This is a genomic window from Salinispora vitiensis (genome assembly GCF_000378825.1).
GTDB classification, from domain to species: Bacteria; Actinomycetota; Actinomycetes; order Mycobacteriales; family Micromonosporaceae; genus Micromonospora; species Micromonospora vitiensis.
In genome coordinates this window covers 263,900-283,755 of record NZ_KB900388.1, presented here as the reverse complement: position 1 = coordinate 283,755, position 19,856 = coordinate 263,900, and the positions used below count along the sequence as shown (strand labels likewise).

The following is a 19,856-nucleotide window of genomic DNA, read 5'->3' as shown; positions in this document are numbered from 1 at the left end:
ACGTCAACACCGAGCAGCAGGGCGGGACGCTTCCTGCTCCCCCTCATCGGCGGGGATGGGCAGCGACGCGGGAAACCAGAGGGCAGCGACCAGGCCATGGGGCTGGTTCGGACGCATACTGAGCCGCCCCGCGGAGGCGTCCACCAGGACGGCGACGATGGCCAGACCCAGCCCGGCACCGTCGATGTTCTGCGCCTCCGGCGCCCGCCAGAACCGTTCGGTCGCCTGGTCGAGCTGGCTGGCCGTCATACCCGGGCCGGTGTCGCGTACCTGCAGGGTCGTCCCGTCCTCCCGACCCCGAACCGCCACCGTCACCTCACCCCCCGCGACGCTGAACTTCACCGCGTTGTCGATCAACGCATCAAGCGCCTGGTCAACGGCGGTCGGCACGGTTCTCGCGTACGCCGGAGCAGCATCGGTGTCCAGCCGCAGGGTGATCGCCCGGCGGCGTGCGAGCGGCTCCCACGCCGCCACCCGGCTCGCGGCGACTGCTGCCGCGTCAACGGTCACGCGCAGGTTCTCCGTCCGCTCCGCCCGAGCCAGGGTGAGCAGCGCATCCAGCACCAGCGCCAGCCGGTCGGTCTCGGCCAGGGCAAGCTGGTGCTCGGCCGCGCCCTGCGGGTCACCCAGGCTGGGTCCCAGCTCCTCGACCCGCAGCCGCAGCGCCGTCAACGGATTGCGGAGTTGGTGGCTGGCATGCGCCACGAACGCCCGCTGCCGATCCATCACGTCGGAGACGGCGTCGGCCATGTCGTTGAAGCTCGCCGCCAGGCGGCGCAATTCGGGTGGGCCCTGCCGATGCTGCACGCGGGCGTTCCGGTCGCCCTCGGCGATCTCGTGGGTCACCGCGTCCAGCTCGGTGACCGGTCGCAGCACCCATCCAGCCAGGGCGAACGCGGTCGAGACGCAGGCCAGCACCGCGAGCAGGCCGGCACCGGCGAGCAGCAGCCACCAGGTGGCGACGGCCTCCCGGATCCGATCGGTGGGGGTGGTGGTGACCACCGCGCCGAGGACCTCGCCGCCGTCGTTGATCGGCACCGCGACGACGATCGGCGCGTCCACCCACGGCAGCACCGAGTCGGGCCCGCTGGCCTGCTGACCGGAGAGGGCCGTGTCGAGCTCCCCCCAGGTGCCCGAGGCGGGCTGCCAGCTCGGCGACGCGACCACCGTCCGCCGGTCTCGGTCGACGACCGCGGCGCCGATGCCGTACAGCTCGTCGTAGCGGTCCAACTCACTGCCGATCGGGCCGGTGCTGCCGCCGCGCAGCGCCGCGTCGGCCAACGACGCAAAGCGGGTGGCGTCGGCGAGCCGGTCGGCGCGGACCCGCTCGGTCTCCCGACTGGCCAGCGTGGCCGCGAGCGGGGTCTCCAGGGCAACAAGGACCAGCACCATCAGCAGCAGATAGCTGATCACCAGGCGGCGACGCACCGCGCCTCACCCGCTCCGCAGCCGGTAGCCGATCCCGCGTACGGTCTCCACCAGGCCGGGATCGCCCAGCTTGCCGCGGAGCGAGCCGACGTGCACCTCAACGGTGTGCCGGTCGGCGAAGGTGGTGCCCCAGGCGTCGAGCAGAATCCGATCGCGGGGCACGGCGGACCCGGGCTGGCGGGCCAGGGAGAGGAGCACGTCGAACTCCTTACGGGTCAGCGCCACCTCCTGGGTGTGGATGCGGACCGTCCGGGCCGCCACATCGATCTGGACCGGACCGACCTCGATCAGGTTGCGCTCCGGCGCGGCCTGCGCGGCGCGGCGCAGCACCGCCTCGATCCGGGCCTGCAACTCCACCATCGAGAACGGCTTGACCACGTAGTCGTCCGCACCGATGCGCAGCCCCAGCACCCGGTCGCGCTCCTCCCCCCGCGCGGTCACCGCGATGATCCCGAGTTGGTTGCTGCGCCGCCGCAGCTCCCGACACAGGTCGGTGCCGTCTCCATCGGGCAGGGTGAGATCCAGCAGGGCCAGGTCGCACGGAGCTGCGCGGAGCGCGGCGGCAACCGTCGCCGCATGCTCCACCTGGTAACCGCGCCGGGTCAGGGCCGCGGTGAGCGCGGCGGCCACCCGGTGGTCGTCCTCGACAAGCAGGATCCGCACCTAGTGCCCCCAACTCTCGCCTCCGTTGACCACGAATGGTCGCAGATGGCGACGGTTCAGGGGAGAGCCCCGCCTTGGTCGACGCGCCCACACTGGCGCACCAACCTCATACCTCCGCCTCGGGCACGTCGGGCCCCGCACCTGCCACCTGCAGCGCGGCCACGATCATCTCCGCGACCCGGCGCACCTCCGCGGTTCCCAACGGGGTCCGGGCAATCACCAGCCGCCAGTAGATCGGCCCAACGATCAGGTCCACCGCGAGACGCTGGTCGGTGGCGGCCGTCAGCTCGCCGCGCTCGACGGCCCGACCGATCACCGCGAGACCTATCGTCCGCTGGTAGTCCTCAAGCGTCTGATGGAGCTTCTCGGCGATCTGTGGGGTACGCGCCGCCTCGGCGAGCAGGTCCGGGATGATCTGCAGGGCCATCTGGTGCTGCAGCGCACGAGCCATCACATGGAGCAGAATCTCCAGGTCGCCCAGGAGGCTGCCGGTGTCGAGCAGCGGCAGATTACGGCCAGCCGTTGCCGAGACCAGATCCAGCACCAAGTCGAGCTTCGAACGCCAACGGCGATAGATAGCGGCCTTGCTCACGCCAGCCCGCCGGGCTACCGCTTCAATTGAAAGTCGCCCATATCCCACCTCGGCGAGCTCCGCCACGACCGCACCACGGATGGCCACGGTGATGTCATCACGCAGCACCGCGGCACCGACCGGGGAGCGCTTCTTCTCGACCACCACGTCAACAAGGTACCGTAACGACGGTACGGTTGCGTCGCGACGCGTCGTACACTAACTTCCAGGCAGCAGCACGGCGCCTCCCAGGGGCCGAGGACCGCCCGGTCGCGAGCCGCAACAACGCCCGCCTGTCGCTGTGATGCGCACCACCTGCTCCCCAATGGCACAGAAGATCGGAGCACTCGACCATGGCCAACACCGCGGTGGCCAACCTCCACCCCAGGCTGACCCCCGCCGAACTCGCGCAGCGGCACGGGCTGAAGGTCGCGAACGACAGACCGCCCCTGCGCGAGTACACCCGCCAGGTTTGGGCATACCGGCACTTCATCACCGCGTATTCCCGAGCGAAGATAACCTCGTCGCTTAGCAACACCCGGCTCGGCCAACTGTGGCAGGTACTGACCCCGATCACCAACGCGGCGGTCTACTACCTGATTTTCGGCGTGATCCTGTCCCAGGGACGCGGCAGTATAGATAACTTCATCGCCTACCTCTGTACCGGTGTGTTCGTCTTCATCTTCACCCAAACCGCGGTGGCGAACGGCACCAGTGCGATCAACGCCAATCTCGGGCTGATCCGGGCCCTGCACTTCCCGCGAGCCGCCCTACCCATCACGGTCACCCTGGTGCAGCTCCAGCAGCTACTCATGTCGATGGTGGTCCTGGCCGCCATCGTGCTGTTCACCGGCGAGCCGATCACCCTCCGTTGGCTACTGCTCGCCCCGATTCTGTTCCTGCAGACAATCTTCAACATCGGCCTCACCATGGTGATGGCACGATTCGGCTCCAAGGTCGCCGACCTCAAGCAAATCATGCCGTTCGTGCTCCGTACCTGGCTCTACGCCTCCGGCGTGCTCTACCCGGTATCGCTGCTCCGCGATCACCTACCAGACTGGGCCGCGACCCTGATGGAGGCCAACCCGGCGCTGATCTACATCGAACTGGCCCGGTACGCCCTACTGGATTCGAACCGAGAGAACCTGGTCGCCACACCCATGCAGCTCTGGGGGACGGCCCTGGCCTGGACACTCGTCGTCGGCATCGGCGGATTCGTCTACTTCTGGCGCGGAGAGAAGGAGTATGGACGTGGCTGAGCAGACCCAGGCCCCAACCGACCCCAGCACGGTGGACTCGCAGCGCGTTCCAACCGTCATCGCGGATGACGTCCATGTGATCTATCGAATTCACAAGGGCGCCGCGGCCAACACCGGCGCCACCGCCGCCCTCAAACGCATCGTGTCTCGCACCAGCACTCCGAACATTCGCGAGGTACACGCGATCAAGGGAGTCAGTTTTACTGCCTACCAGGGCGAGGCCATCGGTCTGATCGGTAGCAACGGATCCGGCAAGTCGAGCCTACTGCGGACCATCGCCGGACTACTCCCGCCGGCCCGGGGTGCGGTCTACACGCTGGGGCAGCCCTCACTGCTCGGCGTGAACGCGGCCCTGCTCAACGACCTCTCTGGCGAGCGAAACGTAGCGCTGGGCTGTCTGGCGATGGGAATGTCTCCGGATCAGGTCAAGCGCATCACTCCAGAGATCATCGAATTCTCCGGTATCAACGAGCGGGGGGACTTCGCATCCCTGCCGATGCGCACCTACTCCTCTGGGATGGGGGCAAGGCTGCGCTTCGCCATTGCCGCCGCGAAGGAGCACGACGTGCTGCTCATCGACGAGGCGCTGGCCACCGGAGACCGAAAGTTCCGTATCCGCAGCGAACAACGCGTCCGCGAGCTACGCGCAAATGCGGGCACAGTCTTCCTGGTTAGCCATTCGCTCGGCTCGATTAAAGACACCTGCGAGCGGACCATCTGGCTTGAGGGCGGCGTTCTGAAGATGGACGGCCCGACCGATGAGGTTTGCCGGGCGTACGAAGGAAGATAGCCACCCACCGTGGCGGAAGTGCGTCATCGACCAATCGGTTGATGACGCCTTTCCGCCACGGTGTTCAACATCCGGATTCGGACACCGAGGACAGGCAAAGCCTATTAACGCTGCTCACCCTGAGTACTCGCGTCGATAATTCGCTTACAGTTCTGGCCGTCGGAGTAGGCGAAGAAGGAGTCGATCTCGCGAATCTTTTCCTCATCCGGCAGGAAGCCCTGACCCGCGCTGGCGGCGATAGCGTCGACGGCGGCATCGTGGTCTGATGACCGGACTCCCAAGCGCTCATAGAGCGCGAGGTCGCTTCCGACGTTGGTGCCGTGGGTCTGGAGTTCCGGGAACGTGTAGTAGACCACGGGCCGCCGTAGGTAGAGGGCGTCAAACGCAAGCGAGGAATAGTCGGTTACCACCATCTGGGCACCCGAAATCAGGTCAGCGAAGCTCTCCACCTTACCGTAATCGAGCACCTCGACTAGGTCGGAGCCCGGGAAGCAATCCCGGAATTGAGCAAGACTCGAGTGCAGCGCGAATTTGATCCGAACCCCGGCGGCCCGCAGAGCTGCCTGCACCCGATCATCGTGGAGTAAGGCGTTCCACGACTTGCAGAATTCCGATGCTTCGAATTCGGACTTCGATGCCTCTTGCAGAAAAGATCGCCAAGTTGGACTCACCAGTACATAGTCGCCAGAGCGGCGCTCCAGCAGATCATGCCGGGCCAGGCCGGTCAACTTCAACGTGTCCGGCGAGAGTCGATACCTGATATTGTTCAGCAACGCATCGTACTCGACCTGCGTCGAACTACAGAAGACATGATACTCTTTGGTCCCCAGCCAGGAGGACAGGTCAGACCGGATAATTCCGTGTTGCAGGAAGGTCAACTTATAGCTAGGCGCACCGACCCGTGTTCCGTAATCCTTCCACGGCTTGATAATCACATCGTCTACGTGCGAGGCAAAGAAGTGCTCGCAATTAAACAGTAGACGCCAGTGCGCAATGGAGCCGTAGCGCACCAGATTGAATCCGTTCCGGCGAAGTCTCTCATAGTCCGGGCAGTCAGCACGGATAATGAAAGCAATCCGATCATGAAGACGGTTCTCGCGGACATACCGATATAGCGCCTCGGCATTGTCGGCCGCCTTGTCCCGGCGGTCCATAAACAGCCAGTAGCCGTTGGGCTCACCGTGGAGGCTGTTACGGAGATTCGCCCGCAGGAACTTGCGGGGTGAACGGTCGTCAGCAGCTCGCTTGGCGAAGACGGCGTACCTGTAAACCTTGCGGGCAAGCTTCACCGGACGCATTTCGAGCTTCCGGAGTCGCCGGTTTTGCCTACGCACAGTCCCCGAAATACTGCTGCTGCGCTGGTTCATAAAATAGAGCATCAGCTGACTGTATGCGCGATCGCGCAGAAGCTCGACTATTCGACGGTCGACTGAATTCTCGGTCTGCAGCAGCCGGTCGAAGCCGTACCCATCGCATGCAGCACGTATGAGGTCCAGGGCATCGTCGGTCAACTCCGGATCCAAGAGTAGCAGCTTCGGAAAGTAGAACGTTCGAAGCAGAGCGGCGAGGCGATAGCTGATGATAGGTTGGGAAAAGTAGACCCCGAGCGCGTCGTCCAGTCCGCTGAAAATCTTTGGCAAATCACGGTACAAGTTGAGCTTGATACGACTTGTGATGCTGCCGGTCCGACCCAGCGTATACAGATAGATAACGTCATTGATTCTGGATATACGGCTGGCCAAGAGGAGATACTTCTTATCGAAGATCTCGTCCTCACTACTGACAATATCCTCCAGAAATCGGAGGCCATGCTCCCGGATCAATGCGGTGCGGTAGATAGACTTCAGGATGCCGGGACGTCGAGAAAGTAGATCAAGCTTTACCGCGTAACTGTCCTGGTTGAAGTATTCCGGGGCGATGTAGTCGGTCCAGATCTTACGCTCCGGCCCCTGCTTCTCCGGCACACCATAGCGGGCCCCGACGACCACGTCACTCTGATGCTTCTCCATCGCCTTCAGCAGGGTACTGTAACCGTCTTCATGGATCCGATCATCCGGATCCATGAAGATGATGTACTCGCCACGCGCGTTATCTATTCCTGCATTCCGCGGCCGGCCGGGCCCACCCGATCCTTCGTCAAAGGAGATCGGGAAGAAGTTGTTCGGATAGCGACGCTGGTATTCGTCGATAATTCGCTGGGTACCGTCGCTCGAACCGTCGTTGACCGGAATAACCTCGAACTGGTCAAATGCCGACTGGGCAACGATAGACTGAAAGGCATCGTCGATGTAGCTTTCGACGTTGTAGCATGCCAAGATGATCGATGCCTTGTACAACGAACTCCTCCAAATGGGTCACTGCGGTGTCGGGGTCAGCAACTCGGTTGCGCCTGATTCATGTGGCAAGGCCCCCGAACCGGCAGCCGCCGAAGAGGTCTCGTACGGCGACCGAAACGGATAGTAGGCTGGCAGGAACTCCTGCAGCAACGCCGCCTGTTCGCTTACCGGAAGCCCTTCAGCATCGGTGTCGTTTAGGCAAAAGACCTCGTGGCTTCGGTGCCGCAACGCGTGTGCCAGCCGAACGGGAGTAGCCGGATCAGCAAGATCCGTATACATGTAGTTGATGTCCCCTAGCACTGCCCGGTTGGTTAGGTATGCCCAGTAATGCTGTAGGGACGACATCATCGAGATGTCCGCCGGATGGCGGAACTGACGCCCGGCAGTACCCAGAACCTCCTCCGGGCATCGCCGCTCAATCTCCTCCAGGACGCTTCGACGCGCCGCGTGCGGCGTGTGTTTTGTCTTCTGCGTTAGAAAACGACCAAACTCCCGTTCGATCACTGCCCGGTTGTTCTTCCCAGCGGACATGACCGGGGGCTCATCAGCAAGGGGCAAACCGGAGTCAACCCGATTCACCGACAGGAAGAGTCGGCTGCTGCCCCCCGGAGTGAAGAACGTCTGCGGCGTCACGGGACGACCGAAGAAGACGTCGTCATTGAGATAGAGGAAGTGCTCAGCCAGCCCAGGAATGCGATGCAACCGCGATTCGATTGCATGTGAATTGAAGGTCGGCAGCCGGCCGGTATCTCCAAAAATCTCGCGATGACTGACCAGCCTGAGCTTTGGGTTGTCGACGTTCAGCCACTCGGGTACTTGTTCGTCGGTTACCAGGAAGACGGTCCGCACCCAGGGCGCGTAGTAATGCAACGAGCGCATGGAGTAGCGCAGCTCGTCCCGGGAGACATACCGTGACCCGTTCGCCGCCTGCCGATTAACGCTGACCCATCCGTTCTCAGCCAGCGCTCGATTCTTACGCGCCAGCCAATCGGGGTCAGCGCCGTTGACCCAGGTGTAGACGACATCGATCGGAAAGTCCACCGTGTCCATCGACTTGACAAGAAAGGGGCGACGCGTACGGTAGTGGCTCGTTGACCCATTGCCCCAGCGCCCATCGAAGGTAGCGTCGGTGGCCTCGACTATTGGCGCGTCAGCCGGTAGCACGCCGACTGACGGGTTCGAACGGGGTGCGACGAGCTGACCTTCCTGCTCTTGCCAAAACTCGATCTCACATGCGTACTGATCCCCTAGGACCAGGCTGCCTCGAGGGTCGGTGACGGGCCAGCAGACCCGGACCACCCGCGCCGGTTGGCCCTTAGCTGACCCTGCGTCGGTCCCGACGGTCGCCACCTGCGCACCATCGCCGGCCAACTGGCCATGCACTAGCGTTTCAACCCGACCCCGCCAAGGCTCGGGGACGCCGAGCACGGTACGCCCCACCTGCTGCTGCGGCACCCGGAAGTAGGGCACGCCGGCGCCTTCCAATGCGGCCGCTACACGGTTGATGTTGGCGTGACGGACATCCAGCGGCGAGGCCGCGACGTCAACGCGGGCGACCGTCTGCGGACGGCCCGTGCCGGTTCGCACCCGCACCAGATCGGTCCCGGGACGCGCGTGCAGCACGCGCGCTTGCGGCAGCCGTACCACACGTCGGACTAACCAGAGTCGACGTGTAGGCGGAAAGATGCGGATCGCTCGTCGCCGGAGCTGGCGAGGAACCGCCATCCGCACCGCTCGCCATAGATACACGCACAGATCCTTCCAACCCTGGCCCCGTTCGAGAGGATCGGGGCTGCCAACTGGCCTCCAGGCTTCTCGAACGGTCACCGAATACCGGCAGCAGTGCGGAAGCCTACAGGCTCCACCAGAACACCGCCAAAGCTTGTCGCGCCCGTCCGAGGCTGGGGCAGTCATGACTTGGGGCCCGGCGATAGGGAGTCCGGTCCTCGTCGCACTAACCAAAGGTCGTCAAGCGCGGCGGCGGTAAGACGTCGCGGGTAGCAGGGCGCCATAAACCCGATAAATCGTCGCGCTATGGCACCGCAGCTACCCAATAGCCCCTCCGCGCTCTTTCCGAGCACACCTCCTGTCACGTCGTCCAGCGGCGGCTGCGACGCAGCATTATGACCGTTTTATAGCTATTTCACCAATTTTTAGGGACCGGTCACCGACCCCGGGTGGTCAATCAAGCCGGGTACCGCGCTCTCGGCCCAAGCGCTCCCGCGACGACCTGCTGCAGGTCGTGGTGGACTGCCCTCGGACCGTCGACACGGCACGGCGGTGGACACCGAAACTGGAGGGGATTCGGTGCCCGCCAGGCAAGGCCGGTCAGGCGGAGTAGCCGCGCGTCGCGGCCCAGTCCGCCAGGGCGATCGTGGTCATCCAGTACGAGCTGGTCGCCGGGTTCGCCGAGTCGGCGATCTGCACCAGACGACCATCGTCGTCGTATCCGACCACGGCGACATAGTGACCGCCCGGGAAGGAGTGCCATCCGCCGGCGGTGTCGGTGGCGGAGCCGGCGATATTCACCACCACGCTCCGGTCCTCGGTGATGGCCTTGACCACGTCGGCCTGAAGCTGGTCCATCTGCGCCGAGGTGGCCGAGCCGCCCGAGATCATCCGGGTCTGGTAGGGCTCCCCCTCCACCTCGGCATTGAGCACCCGCGTGGTGTCCTCGGCCGAGTCGGTGCCGAACTGGTCGGTGCCGAGCGGGCCAGCGAGTTCATCCTGCGTCCGCTCAACGCCGGTAGCGCTGAGGGCGTTCCGGACGGCGGCTGGGCCGCAGTAGTAGAAGTTGATCTGTGCCTGGTAGTCGTACTCCAGCATCTTGGAGGCAGCTGGCTCCGGTGCTGCCGGCTCGGTCAGGTCGGGGTCCGCCGCAGGCGTACTCGACGACTCAGCACTCAACGGCTCGGTGCTCGACGACTCGGCCTTGGTCGGGGTCGCGAGCCCGACCGCCTCGGGAGTCGCGTCGGCGACGTCGCTGCCGGCCGCGGAAGCGGCGGGGACCGGCCCCGGCGAGCCGGAGTCTTCGTCGCCACCAGCGGCGAGGGCGCCGGCGCCGGTGGCCAGTACGAGCGCGGCAGCCGACGCGGCGGCCAGCTGGTACGGGCGCTCCGTGGTCAGACGGGCAAACTGTCGTTTAAGGCGATGTTTCACGGGATCCTCCACAGGCTGTCGGGGCTGTGGCGCACCGCGCCGTTGGGCGGGCAGCAGAGGTGGGCCGCACGGAACCGGGATCCGCGCGCCGGTGGCCACGAGGGGAATACGCCCCGGCCAGTGCCGGGGTACGCGGGATAGGTCAGCGCCCGGCGGCAGGCCGGACGGGCACGGACACCGCAGTGCCGTGAAGGCGGCGGAGCGCCCGCTGGGCGGAATAACGCTGCACGAAACGACCTCCTTCCGACACCGCTGACCGGGTTAGCTGACGGTTTTCGGACGGGAAGTGTGCCCTACCGCAAAGCCACTGATTCACCCCAGGTAAAACGGGTCCTCGGTTCACCTTTCGGCAATTGAGCGGGTCGGCACGGCGTCGCCTTTTGCGATCGTTGACCGCACCGGACGCGCCGACACTACTGGCCAGCCAGGACACTGCCAACCCACCCTGGCCTGCCTAAACATCGATCATGGCAGGAATTTTCGGACAGCGCCCCCTGCCCTGAATCAATGGGACGGCGGGTGGTCACGGTACGCCCGGCCAGGAACAGGACGGCTTGCGGACATTTACTACCGGCCTACCGGGGAAATCGGCCAGTATGAGGCGCTTGACCGATTCGGATTAACTATGACCAGCCTCATAGAATCGGCCACGCACGTCCTGCCTAATTCCTCGTCATGCAACCTAGACCGGGTAGCTGAGTGCCGGATCTTGGGGCGACGGCGAATCCGGTCGTTAGCCGGCTCGTTGGCTTCGCCAGCGGAGTCGTCACCGATGGTGGTGTCGGGACTATCGCACTTCGGCAGCGGTAGCTGGCCACCCGCGTCTACACCGGGTGAAAAGCGTCAGGTCGCCGTGGGACGGCCACCAACCGACCGGACAGTAACAGCGACGCAGCTGCCTCGCCTGACTCCGACTCGGCATAGCCCGTGTTTGACCATTTTTGACTTATGAGGATCGGTTCCGGGTTTGGTGGGGGCCGTCTGTCGCGGCGGCTATCTGTTGGCCAGGGCACACCTGACCGGGTCCGGTCGCGACCAGTTCCGGCCGGACCCTGGGTGGATGTGCCGCCAGCGGCGTCGTTCCCGGCCCTGCCCGGCCGTCCGGGCGATGCGGGTGGACATCCGGCAGTGGTAGCGGCCTGTGTCCTGAGCGCCTGCTTCGGCGGTTCGGTGGCCGCCATGGCCCGTGCCGTGGACCGACCGGCTTCGCCCGCCGGTAGTAGGTCGCCCGCGAGGTCCCGGTCAACCCGCACGCCCGCTGCACCGAGATATCGGCGTCGCGTAGCTCGTCGAACACGGCGGTCCGGACTTCTTCGGCGGTTTGTCGTTGTCCGCGCTCTCATAGAGTTCTTCCAAGAGCGCGTGCGATTTCCCCATGATCCAGAGCCATGCGGGTCTTGGTCAGATCCGTCTGCCGCTTCTCGTTCTGCCGGCGCAGCTTCTCCGAATCGACCTGCTTTCACCCTCCCGCCGCAGAATCGCGCCTTTCTCTCCGCGACACCACACCCGAACCACTACCGGTGACCCACAGATCCTTTAACAACGCCGTAGCCGCACCTCGGAAAGTAGCTCGCAAAGAGTAACGGCAGCTGCCGAAAGCACAAGTCAGGCTGCCATCAGCTCTACCGTCCTACTGCGAAAGAGTAGGCAACGAAAGTACCTCGCCTCCACGTGAACCAACAGCGCCTCACGATGCTTAGCTCCGGGACGTCGCGTTCCCTGAAGCTCGATCTGGCTGGGCTTCGTCCCCGGCTCCACCCGGCCCGCACCGGCACCGACACCGGCACCGGCACCGGACCCACCGTCCTGGCCACCCTGCGCAACGCCTCAATCGGCTACCACCACACCGACAGCGAGGCCAACAACGCCTGTTCCACCTGCAAGCCAACCGCCGCCCACACGACCCCAACACCACCGCCTATCCGAGACGCAGTGCCCTGGGAGAGTGCCTGCCTGAAAGCCCTCGGACCCCGGTACAGGGTCGCTCCCAACACTGTCCGCAGTCATCGCCGTGACGGTAGAGGGCGCCTGGACCGCGTCCCACGCTTCCCAGAGCGAACGGTTCCGATCAGTTCACCTCCTGGTTCCCTAGCGCCCCTTCCGCACCCTCTACCATGTCCGGGTGGTCACCAACCCCCAACCACTACTGAGCGTGGCCGTACCTGTGTATGGTGTAGAGGCGCAGCTATATCAGTGCCTCGACTCACTCTTCGATGGTCTCAACGAAGCCGATGCCGCCGACATGGAAGTAGTCGCGGTCAACGATGCCTCACCGGACCGGTGCGGCGAGTTACTGCATGCATACACCGCCCAGCGGCCGGCGGTACGCACCATCACGCTTTCCCGAAACGTGGGGCTCGGCCTAGCCCGGAACGCCGGGCTGGATGCGGTGACAGGCCGGCACGTCTGGTTCGTAGACAGCGACGACTGGCTGCCGACAGGCTCAGTGCCGGCGGTGTTGGGGCGGCTACGCGCAGATCGGCCGGATGTCCTGCTGTTCGACCATCTCCGGGTGCATCACGATGGCCGAGAGGAGATGGACGCCAGCAGCCATCTACTACGCGGGGTGAATGGCTGCGTCCGGCTGGACGAGCGCCCCGAGCTGCTCCGGGTGCAACACACCGCCTGGAACAAGGTGGTCAGTCGCACCTTCCTGACCGAACTAGGCATACGCTTCTACCCCGGTTGGTACGAGGACATCCCGTTCAGCCACCCGCTACTTATCGCTGCGGAGCGGATCGCGGTGCTCGACCGAATCTGCTACCACTACCGTCAGGGGCGCCCCGGTGCGATCACCACCACCCCCAGCGAACGGCACTTTGACGCGTTCGACCAGTACGATCGGCTCTTTGACTGGTTGCTCAGCGCCCGACCCCAGGAGACCAAGCTGCACGCCGACCTGTTCGAAAGGATGATCAGCCACCTGCTTGTGGTCGTGGGCAACAACCATCGGATGCCGGCGAAGCTACGCCGCTCCTTCTTCCACCGGGTGTCCGCGCACTATCAACGCTACCGGCCGACCGACGGCTATCCCCGCCCTGGTGGAATAGGTGGCCTGAAGCATCGCCTCATCGCCTCGAACAGCTACCTGGCGTACAAAGCGCTGCGCCATGTTCACCGGCTCGCCACTCGGCGACCTCCGGCACCCGCAAGGGTCCCGGCCACCGGGCCGGTCGCGGAGTCCGCCGAGCGGCAGCCGCAGATGATGGCGGCACGGCGATGACCGCGACCGTGCGTCCGGCCGACACCGGTGACCTCGACCGGATGCGGCGCTGGCGCAACCACCCCCAGGTACGCGGCACGAGCTTGACCCAGCACGAGATCAGTCCTGAGGAACACCTCGCCTGGTGGTCGGCGGTGCGGGAGGATTCCGACCGCCGGGTGCTCATCTACCTACACGAAGGGCATCCGGCCGGGGTAGTGGCCTTCACCGGCGTCGCATCCCCGGAGAAGGCCCTGACCTGGGGGTTTTACCTGGACATCGAGGGGCTTGAAGAACGTGGCCTGCTCCTACCCGCCTGGATCGGGCTGCAGCGGGCCGCGATCGAACACGCCTTCGAGTCGCTCGCGGCCCACACGCTCGGTGGGGAGACCCTGGCCGACAACCGACCAGTACTTGCGCTACACCGCCGCTTCGGGTTCCAAATTATCCGGCGCTACGAACGGGAAATTGACGGCAAACCACACCAGGTAGTGTGGACCGAATTGAGCAGGAGAACATGAGCAGTACAGTAAAGATCGGGCCGCACCTGGTAGGCCCGGGCGAGCCGCCACTCGTGGTCGCCGAGGTTTCCGGTAACCACAACGGCAGCCTGGACCGGGCGCTGGAGATCGTAGACGCTGTGGCGGCGAGCGGCGCCCACGCACTCAAGCTGCAGACGTACACGCCGGACACCCTCACGATCGACCACGACAGCCCGGCCTTTCGCATCTCCGACGGGCATGACCTGTGGGGTGGCGAAAATCTCTACCAGCTCTTCCAGCGGGCGCACACGCCGTACGAATGGCATGGGCCGCTCTTCGAGCGGGCCCGCCAGCACGGACTGACTGTCTTCTCCTCGCCGTTCGACCACACCGCGGTGGAGCTGCTGGAGGAACTGAACGCCCCGGCGTACAAGATCGCCTCATCGGAACTGGTCGACCTGCCCTTGATCCGGCTGGTCGCGAGCACCGGCAAACCACTGGTCATCTCCACGGGGATGGCCACGATGGCGGAGATCGACGCCGCGGTCCGGGCGGCCCGCGAGGGTGGCGCCGACGGCGTGGTACTCCTCGCCTGTACCGCCTCCTACCCGGCGCCGCCGCAGGACAGTAACCTGCGCCGCATACCGGTGCTGGCCGACGCCTTCGGCTTGCCGGTCGGCCTCTCCGATCACACGCCCGGGATTGGGGTACCCGTGGCCTCGGTGGCGTTGGGTGCGTGTCTGGTCGAGAAGCATGTCACGCTGGCCCGGGCCGACGGGGGCGTGGACTCGGACTTCTCGCTGGAACCGGCCGAGCTGGCCGCGCTGCGTGTGGAGACCGAGCGAGCTTGGGCGGCGATGGGCAGCACTGTGGTCGGTCCCACCCCCACCGAACGTGAAGGCCTGCGCTTCCGTCGTTCTTTGCATGTGGTCGCCGATGTGCGGGCCGGGGAGCCGGTGACCCGCGCGAACATTCGATCCATCCGGCCGGCTGGCGGCCTGCACCCGGACGAGTTGGACCGGGTACTCGGACGCACCTTCACTCAGGACGTGCGACGCGGCACTCCGCTGGGCTGGGAACAGATCTAACTGGAAACGAACGGGGCCCGAGGTGATGATCACCTCGGGCCCCAGCTGTCCTCAGTCGTTGACCGTGACCAGCCGAACAAACTCCCGCAGCAAATCGTGACCGTCCCACACCGGAGCGAAGGTCAACGCCGCGCCGAACGGCACGATGCGGTCGACTCCCCGCCCTCCTAGGCTCCGGGCTAGGGCCGTCAGCTCATCCCGATCAAAGCCGAAGTGGGTGAGGGTTTGGTCGCGGCGACGCACGAACGGCACCAGCTCCGTCAGGTCAGGCACAGTGACGAACGGGAAGGTGCCGGCGCCGAGCCAGTGCCGCGGGGTGGCTGACACCTCTGCCAGTTCCAGGGTTGCCAGGGCATTGCGGTGGAAGACCATCCGCCGCACTCCCCCATCGGCAGCCAACCCGTACGCACCGACCCGCTTCTCCACCGCCATCGCCGCGTCCACGTCCCAGCCGCGTTCCTGGACCACGTCTTCCAGCAGGGCGACGAACTCGGCCCGGACCTCATCAGCCTGCTCCGCCGCGCCAACCAGGAAGACGGTACGTGGAGAGGCGCAGGCTGCCTGATCGAACCAGTACGCGTCGTTGGCGAACGCGTTGGCTGCCTCTCGCCGCCGTTGCGGCGAGGCCGCCGCCCAGCCGGGCACCGACAACATGGCGAAGGACGACCGATCAGGGAAGGTGAGGTCCCGGGCTGCCGGCGCGAGCGGATGCCGTCGGAGGTTCTCCACCGCCCGGTCGCCACCCCAGAGGACGCGCAGGTCGCTGGTAGCGCTCAGCTGGGCGGTCACCGCGTCATCGTGACCGTAGGTGACCATGAGCTGGGTACGGGCCACCACCGGGTCGGCCTCGGCGAGGCTGGCGTTGAGCACCTCAAGTACCGCGTCGGCGGCCGCTGCAGAACGCGGCGACACCCGGACCACGTTGGTGTTACCCGCCAGCGCGGACAGTGCCCACGAGTAGACGAAAATAGTGTCTACGTTCGCCGGTGGGACGTGAAATACCCGCCCGCGGGGGAACACAAGCGTGTCCGGCCCGAGCGTGGAGTGCAGCCGTTCTACCGCGCCCAGTAATTCCCGGCGACGGAGGAAGAACCCGAGTGAGCCCAGCTCGGGGTGCCGCCGGGCCAACGCCGGAGTGAGTAGCCGTTTGGCGACCGCGGCCAGGAAGTCCACCATCCGTGGATCTCCCACGGCCAACGGCTCAACCTCGTTCGGAGCCAGCAGGTCCGCCACGGAGGAGACGGCCTCGCCGACGGGGAAACGCATCCGAAGCGTCATGGCGTACCTCCCTGATAGGTGTCGCTGCAGCCGCGCGCCTCAGCGCGGGGCAACCGGCCGAGCACACTGAACCGCTTACCAGGCCAGTGTCCGTCGTCGATCCCGTGCACCACACCGAGGTCCTCGGTGAGCAGCACATGCCCGGGGTACGAGGTCGGCAAGGTACTCAGCACCTCGATGACGCCCGGCGTGCCAACCGGCACCTCCTGCCAGGTCACCGGGTCCCGGATGATCACGTCGGCGAAGTCTGGGCAGTAGAGCGAGCCGCCCTCCGGCCCCTCCAGGAAGACCGTGCCAATCTGCTCGACCATTCCGTAGAAGTTATGAATCCGCGTCAGACCGGTGTCCGCACCAAAGCGGCGACGAAACTCGGCGTTGTCGACCGCTCGATCAACGAGCTTCTTCCAGCCACCGGAGTGCACCAGGATCCCTTGGGAAAGGTCCAGTCCATGCTCACGGGCCACCTCGTAGAGGTAAGTCCAGACCATGAAGGTGAACCCGAAGATCAGGAAGGGCTCACGACCGTGCCGGTCCAGGAAGGCCCGCAGCGCCTCGACGTCCGGTCGGTCGTCGGCGTCAAGGAGCCAGTGATGATCCCGACCGAAGTTCACCATGCCAAGCGCACCCGCGCCCCGAGCGGAGTATGAGCGACGGTCGCCGACCACGCCACGACCATCTACCACCAGCATCGGTAGCCGGCGCGAGCCGAGCACGGTGGCGAGGGTCCGGGCGAGCATCCGGGACTGGGTGGCCGCTGCCCCTCGGTCCAGGTGAATCCGGCTCACCTCACCGGTGGTTCCGCTGGAGGTGAGCACCCGGATCACCTGATCTTCAGGAACGCTCACCAGCTTCTTGGTCTTGAATAGTCGGACCGGCAGCCAGGGCAGTTCGGCCACAGTCGCCGCTTCGCCCCTGACACCGAGTGCGTCCATGATCCGGGCGTACGGCGGACAGGACTGCCGATGGTGCGACACCAAGGCGTTCAGCTCGTCACGTAGCTGCTTCTCCTTGTCTGGCTGGGGCCGCGTGAACACGTCGGTCAGCACTGGTCCTCCAGAGCTCGGTAGTCAGGCTTTCCGGTGGCGGTCAACGGCAGCGCGTCAACGCTGCGGACCAGGATGCCGGAGGAGTGGGTGCCCAGCCCCTCGGCCGCCTCGGCTCGAATCCGGGCCAACCGGTCGTCGTCGGCGCCCTCAACGACCAGCACCAAGCGGTCCGGACCAGCCACCGCCGCGACCGGGCCATGCCGCGCGACGGACCGCTCGACATCGTCGAGGTTGACTCGTACCCCAAAAATCTTGGCGATCCGCTTGATCCTGCCGGTGATGTAGAGGAATCCCTCGTCGTCCAGTCGGCCGAGGTCTCCGGTACGCAGCACCCCGCCCAGATCATCGCCCCGGGCCAGATCAGCGGCGGTCTCGGCGTACCCCATCATGACGTTGGCACCCCGGTAGACGATCTCGCCAGTGCGTCCCGGCTCAGTCGTCTCGGGCCCGTCGCCGGGGCTAACAGTGATCTCGCCACCACGCACCGAAACACCCGCCGAGCCGAGCTTCGCGGGCAGCCGGTCCGCGGGCAGCACAGCCATTCGAGCGGTGGCCTCGGTCTGCCCGTACATGACGAAGAACCGGCCACCAACCGCGGCCATCCGGCGGTGGAAGTCCTCGACCAGGTCGGGGTTCAGCCGGCCGCCAGCCTGGGTGAGCGTCCGCAGCCGGGGGTATCGGACGGGATCGAAGCGAAGCCGACGAAGCATCTCGTACTGGTATGGCACCGCGGCCAGCGAGGTGACGTGAAACCGTTCCACGTTGGACCAGAAGTCCCGCGTCGTGAGGGCGTTCTCCTCGACCACCACGGTGGCGCCAGCGTAGAGGTGGCTGGTGAGCACCGACAGCCCGAACGTGTAGTGCAGCGGCAGGCTGGTCGGCGCGACCTCGTCACCATCGATCCCAAGCGCCGCGCCGATCGCCGCGGCGTTGGACAGCACCGCCGCCCGGGAGAGCCGGACCAGCTTGGGGCTTCCGGTCGAACCGGAGGTGGTCAACAACAGCGCCAGGTCGGGGTGCGGGGCCGGCCCGGGATCTCCGGCGCGGCGCTGGTAGTCACCCAGCCGCTGGTCCGGCCCGGGGCGATACCCGGGCAGCGACTCGGCATCGCCGAACAGCACCGCCGGGCAGAAACGATCGACCAAGTCGGCCAGTCGCTCCCCCTCGATTCGCGGATCGACCAGTGCGATCGGCCGGCCCACGCGCAGCGCCGCGAGGAACCGAAGAACCGCGGTGACCGTGGTGGGCATGGGGGCCAGCACCACTCCGGGCGGCTCCCGGTCCAGCGCGGTGCCAAGCTCCGCAACCCGGTCATGTAGGTCGACGCCGCCGAGCGTGGCACCGCTGGCCGCCTCAACCAGGCGAGCATCGGGGTGCAGCAGGCCAATCATGGGGTGAGACCGCCGTCCACTCCAACCACCTGACCGGTGACGAAGCTCGCCGCCGGATCCAGCAGGAAGGCCACCACCTCGGCGACATCCTCCGGCTCCCCCAGCCGGCCCAGTGGGGTGGCCGCGACCCGAGCCGCGCGGCCCTCGGCATCCAGGTCAGCGAGGAGGTCGGTACGGATGAAGCCGGGCGCGACCGCGTTGACCCGGATTCCCGCCGGGCCGAGTTCCTTCGCGGCAGCCCGGGTCAACCCCTCAATAGCCGCCTTGCTGGCGGCGTAGACGGCCTGGCCCGCGGCGCCGGCCGTACCGACCACCGAGGCGGTGAGCACCGCGGCTGGGCGTTGTCCCCGCCGCAGCAGCCGGACGCCCTGCTGGAGGGTGTGCGCGGCGCCGGCCGCATTGACCGAGAAGAGCCGTTCGATCGTCGGATCGGCGACGGAACCAAGTAAACCGGCCGCGTGCACGCCGGCGTTGACCACCAGTGCGTCCAGCCGGCGCCACCGCTGGAACACGAGCCGAACCAACGCGCGGACCTGCTCGGGGTCCGCGACATCGCCGTGCACCGCCAGATGCGGACCGCCTGGCAACGCAGCCGCGACCTGCTCAGCGTCTCCGAGAGTCCGGCCGTGAACGGCGACGATATAGCCCGCCGAGGCCAGCCGCGTCGCGATGGCTCGACCGATACCCCGAGTCGATCCGGTAATCAACGCGTATCGCGTGTCCGGCAGTTCAGTCGGTGAGGACGACACCGTGCTTCTCCAGAATCTGCTGCGCGCGGATGAAGGAGCTGAGGTCGATCACCTCGTCAGTGTCGAGCATCACCCCGAACTCGTCCTCGATCGCCGCAACCAGGGACATGTGCGCGAGCGAATCCCACTGTGCGTTACCGCGATATTCCAAATCGTCCACCGGAAGTTCATCTGACAGTTCCAGGGAATTCCGAAAGACGTGCCTGAGCCGTCCGAGTTCCACTGTGGCACTCCTCACCACCCGGCTCGCACGGCCGGATCGACGGCCGAGTGTAGCGGAGGAAATCGCAGCTATTACGGCCGCCAGGCTCACCTGACGCCTCTGCTAGGGCGGATGCTAGCATGCGCCCGCCCATATGGAGAGCGCAACACTGGGCGTAGCCATTCCCCCCACCCGCACGTATCATGCCAGTG

The 19,856-nt window shown here is 65.8% G+C and carries 16 protein-coding genes and 1 riboswitch; of the genes, 5 read left to right on the top strand and 11 right to left on the bottom strand.

All coding sequences use genetic code 11. The features are described 5' to 3' along the window. Window positions 1-3: 3 nt before the first annotated feature. From SALPAC2_RS0101380 to SALPAC2_RS0101370, 3 genes are all read right to left on the bottom strand, one after another. Window positions 4-1,428, bottom strand: coding sequence for a sensor histidine kinase (locus tag SALPAC2_RS0101380; RefSeq protein WP_018214842.1), 1,425 nt, complete (start codon window positions 1,426-1,428; stop codon window positions 4-6). 6 nt (window positions 1,429-1,434) lie between these two features. Then, entirely contained in the window at window positions 1,435-2,091 is a 657-nt protein-coding gene (locus SALPAC2_RS0101375) for a response regulator transcription factor (protein ID WP_018214841.1), read from the bottom strand. Between the two features lie 106 nt (window positions 2,092-2,197). Further along, entirely contained in the window at window positions 2,198-2,830 is a 633-nt protein-coding gene (locus SALPAC2_RS0101370; RefSeq protein ID WP_018214840.1) for a TetR/AcrR family transcriptional regulator, read from the bottom strand. A 185-nt stretch (window positions 2,831-3,015) separates the two neighbouring features. Between SALPAC2_RS0101370 and SALPAC2_RS0101365 the strand changes: the two genes are divergently transcribed. Both SALPAC2_RS0101365 and SALPAC2_RS0101360 read left to right on the top strand, forming a co-directional pair. Then, window positions 3,016-3,921 carry an ABC transporter permease gene (locus tag SALPAC2_RS0101365; RefSeq protein WP_018214839.1) on the top strand — a complete coding sequence of 302 codons (906 nt, stop codon included), beginning with the start codon at window positions 3,016-3,018 and terminating at the stop codon, window positions 3,919-3,921. After that, a complete protein-coding gene (locus tag SALPAC2_RS0101360) occupies window positions 3,908-4,711 on the top strand; it encodes an ABC transporter ATP-binding protein (RefSeq protein WP_018214838.1) in 804 nt (267 codons plus the stop codon). Before SALPAC2_RS0101365 ends, SALPAC2_RS0101360 begins: the two co-directional genes overlap by 14 nt. Window positions 4,712-4,815: 104 nt before the next feature. On the opposite strand, the gene SALPAC2_RS0101355 is transcribed toward SALPAC2_RS0101360, so the two are convergent. The 3 genes from SALPAC2_RS0101355 to SALPAC2_RS0101345 form a co-directional block, all read right to left on the bottom strand. Further along, window positions 4,816-7,047 (bottom strand): bifunctional glycosyltransferase/CDP-glycerol:glycerophosphate glycerophosphotransferase, encoded by a 2,232-nt coding sequence (locus SALPAC2_RS0101355; RefSeq protein WP_018214837.1) that lies wholly within the window; start codon window positions 7,045-7,047, stop codon window positions 4,816-4,818. Window positions 7,048-7,065: 18 nt separating this feature from the next. Continuing rightward, a complete protein-coding gene (locus SALPAC2_RS0101350; protein ID WP_018214836.1) occupies window positions 7,066-8,694 on the bottom strand; it encodes a stealth family protein in 1,629 nt (542 codons plus the stop codon). Between the two features lie 681 nt (window positions 8,695-9,375). Further along, a complete protein-coding gene (locus SALPAC2_RS0101345) occupies window positions 9,376-10,218 on the bottom strand; it encodes a C39 family peptidase (RefSeq protein ID WP_026184286.1) in 843 nt (280 codons plus the stop codon). A 223-nt stretch (window positions 10,219-10,441) separates the two neighbouring features. Continuing rightward, window positions 10,442-10,576, bottom strand: a riboswitch (cyclic di-AMP (ydaO/yuaA leader). Window positions 10,577-12,328: 1,752 nt separating this feature from the next. Between SALPAC2_RS0101345 and SALPAC2_RS0101340 the strand changes: the two genes are divergently transcribed. The 3 genes from SALPAC2_RS0101340 to pseI are packed head-to-tail and all read left to right on the top strand — an operon-like array spanning window position 12,329 to window position 14,978. Next, window positions 12,329-13,429 (top strand): glycosyltransferase family 2 protein, encoded by a 1,101-nt coding sequence (locus SALPAC2_RS0101340; RefSeq protein WP_026184285.1) that lies wholly within the window; start codon window positions 12,329-12,331, stop codon window positions 13,427-13,429. After that, complete coding sequence (locus SALPAC2_RS0101335) at window positions 13,426-13,929, top strand: GNAT family N-acetyltransferase (protein ID WP_018214833.1); 504 nt, start codon at window positions 13,426-13,428, stop codon at window positions 13,927-13,929. The genes SALPAC2_RS0101340 and SALPAC2_RS0101335 overlap by 4 nt, the downstream gene beginning before the upstream one ends. Beyond that, window positions 13,926-14,978: a pseudaminic acid synthase gene (pseI, locus tag SALPAC2_RS0101330; protein ID WP_018214832.1), complete on the top strand. Its 1,053-nt coding sequence runs from the start codon at window positions 13,926-13,928 to the stop codon at window positions 14,976-14,978. Before SALPAC2_RS0101335 ends, pseI begins: the two co-directional genes overlap by 4 nt. A gap of 51 nt (window positions 14,979-15,029) precedes the next feature. On the opposite strand, the gene SALPAC2_RS0101325 is transcribed toward pseI, so the two are convergent. From SALPAC2_RS0101325 to SALPAC2_RS0101305, 5 genes are read right to left on the bottom strand one after another with little or no spacing between them, the layout of a single operon-like run. Further along, window positions 15,030-16,256 carry an acyl-CoA reductase gene (locus SALPAC2_RS0101325; RefSeq protein WP_018214831.1) on the bottom strand — a complete coding sequence of 409 codons (1,227 nt, stop codon included), beginning with the start codon at window positions 16,254-16,256 and terminating at the stop codon, window positions 15,030-15,032. Continuing rightward, window positions 16,253-17,302 (bottom strand): LuxE/PaaK family acyltransferase, encoded by a 1,050-nt coding sequence (locus SALPAC2_RS0101320; protein WP_018214830.1) that lies wholly within the window; start codon window positions 17,300-17,302, stop codon window positions 16,253-16,255. The genes SALPAC2_RS0101325 and SALPAC2_RS0101320 overlap by 4 nt, the downstream gene beginning before the upstream one ends. After that, entirely contained in the window at window positions 17,296-18,693 is a 1,398-nt protein-coding gene (locus tag SALPAC2_RS0101315; protein ID WP_018214829.1) for an AMP-binding protein, read from the bottom strand. The genes SALPAC2_RS0101320 and SALPAC2_RS0101315 overlap by 7 nt, the downstream gene beginning before the upstream one ends. Beyond that, entirely contained in the window at window positions 18,690-19,442 is a 753-nt protein-coding gene (locus SALPAC2_RS0101310) for an SDR family NAD(P)-dependent oxidoreductase (protein WP_018214828.1), read from the bottom strand. Before SALPAC2_RS0101310 ends, SALPAC2_RS0101315 begins: the two co-directional genes overlap by 4 nt. Continuing rightward, window positions 19,423-19,665: an acyl carrier protein gene (locus SALPAC2_RS0101305; protein WP_018214827.1), complete on the bottom strand. Its 243-nt coding sequence runs from the start codon at window positions 19,663-19,665 to the stop codon at window positions 19,423-19,425. Before SALPAC2_RS0101305 ends, SALPAC2_RS0101310 begins: the two co-directional genes overlap by 20 nt. Between the last annotated feature and the right edge of the window lie 191 nt (window positions 19,666-19,856).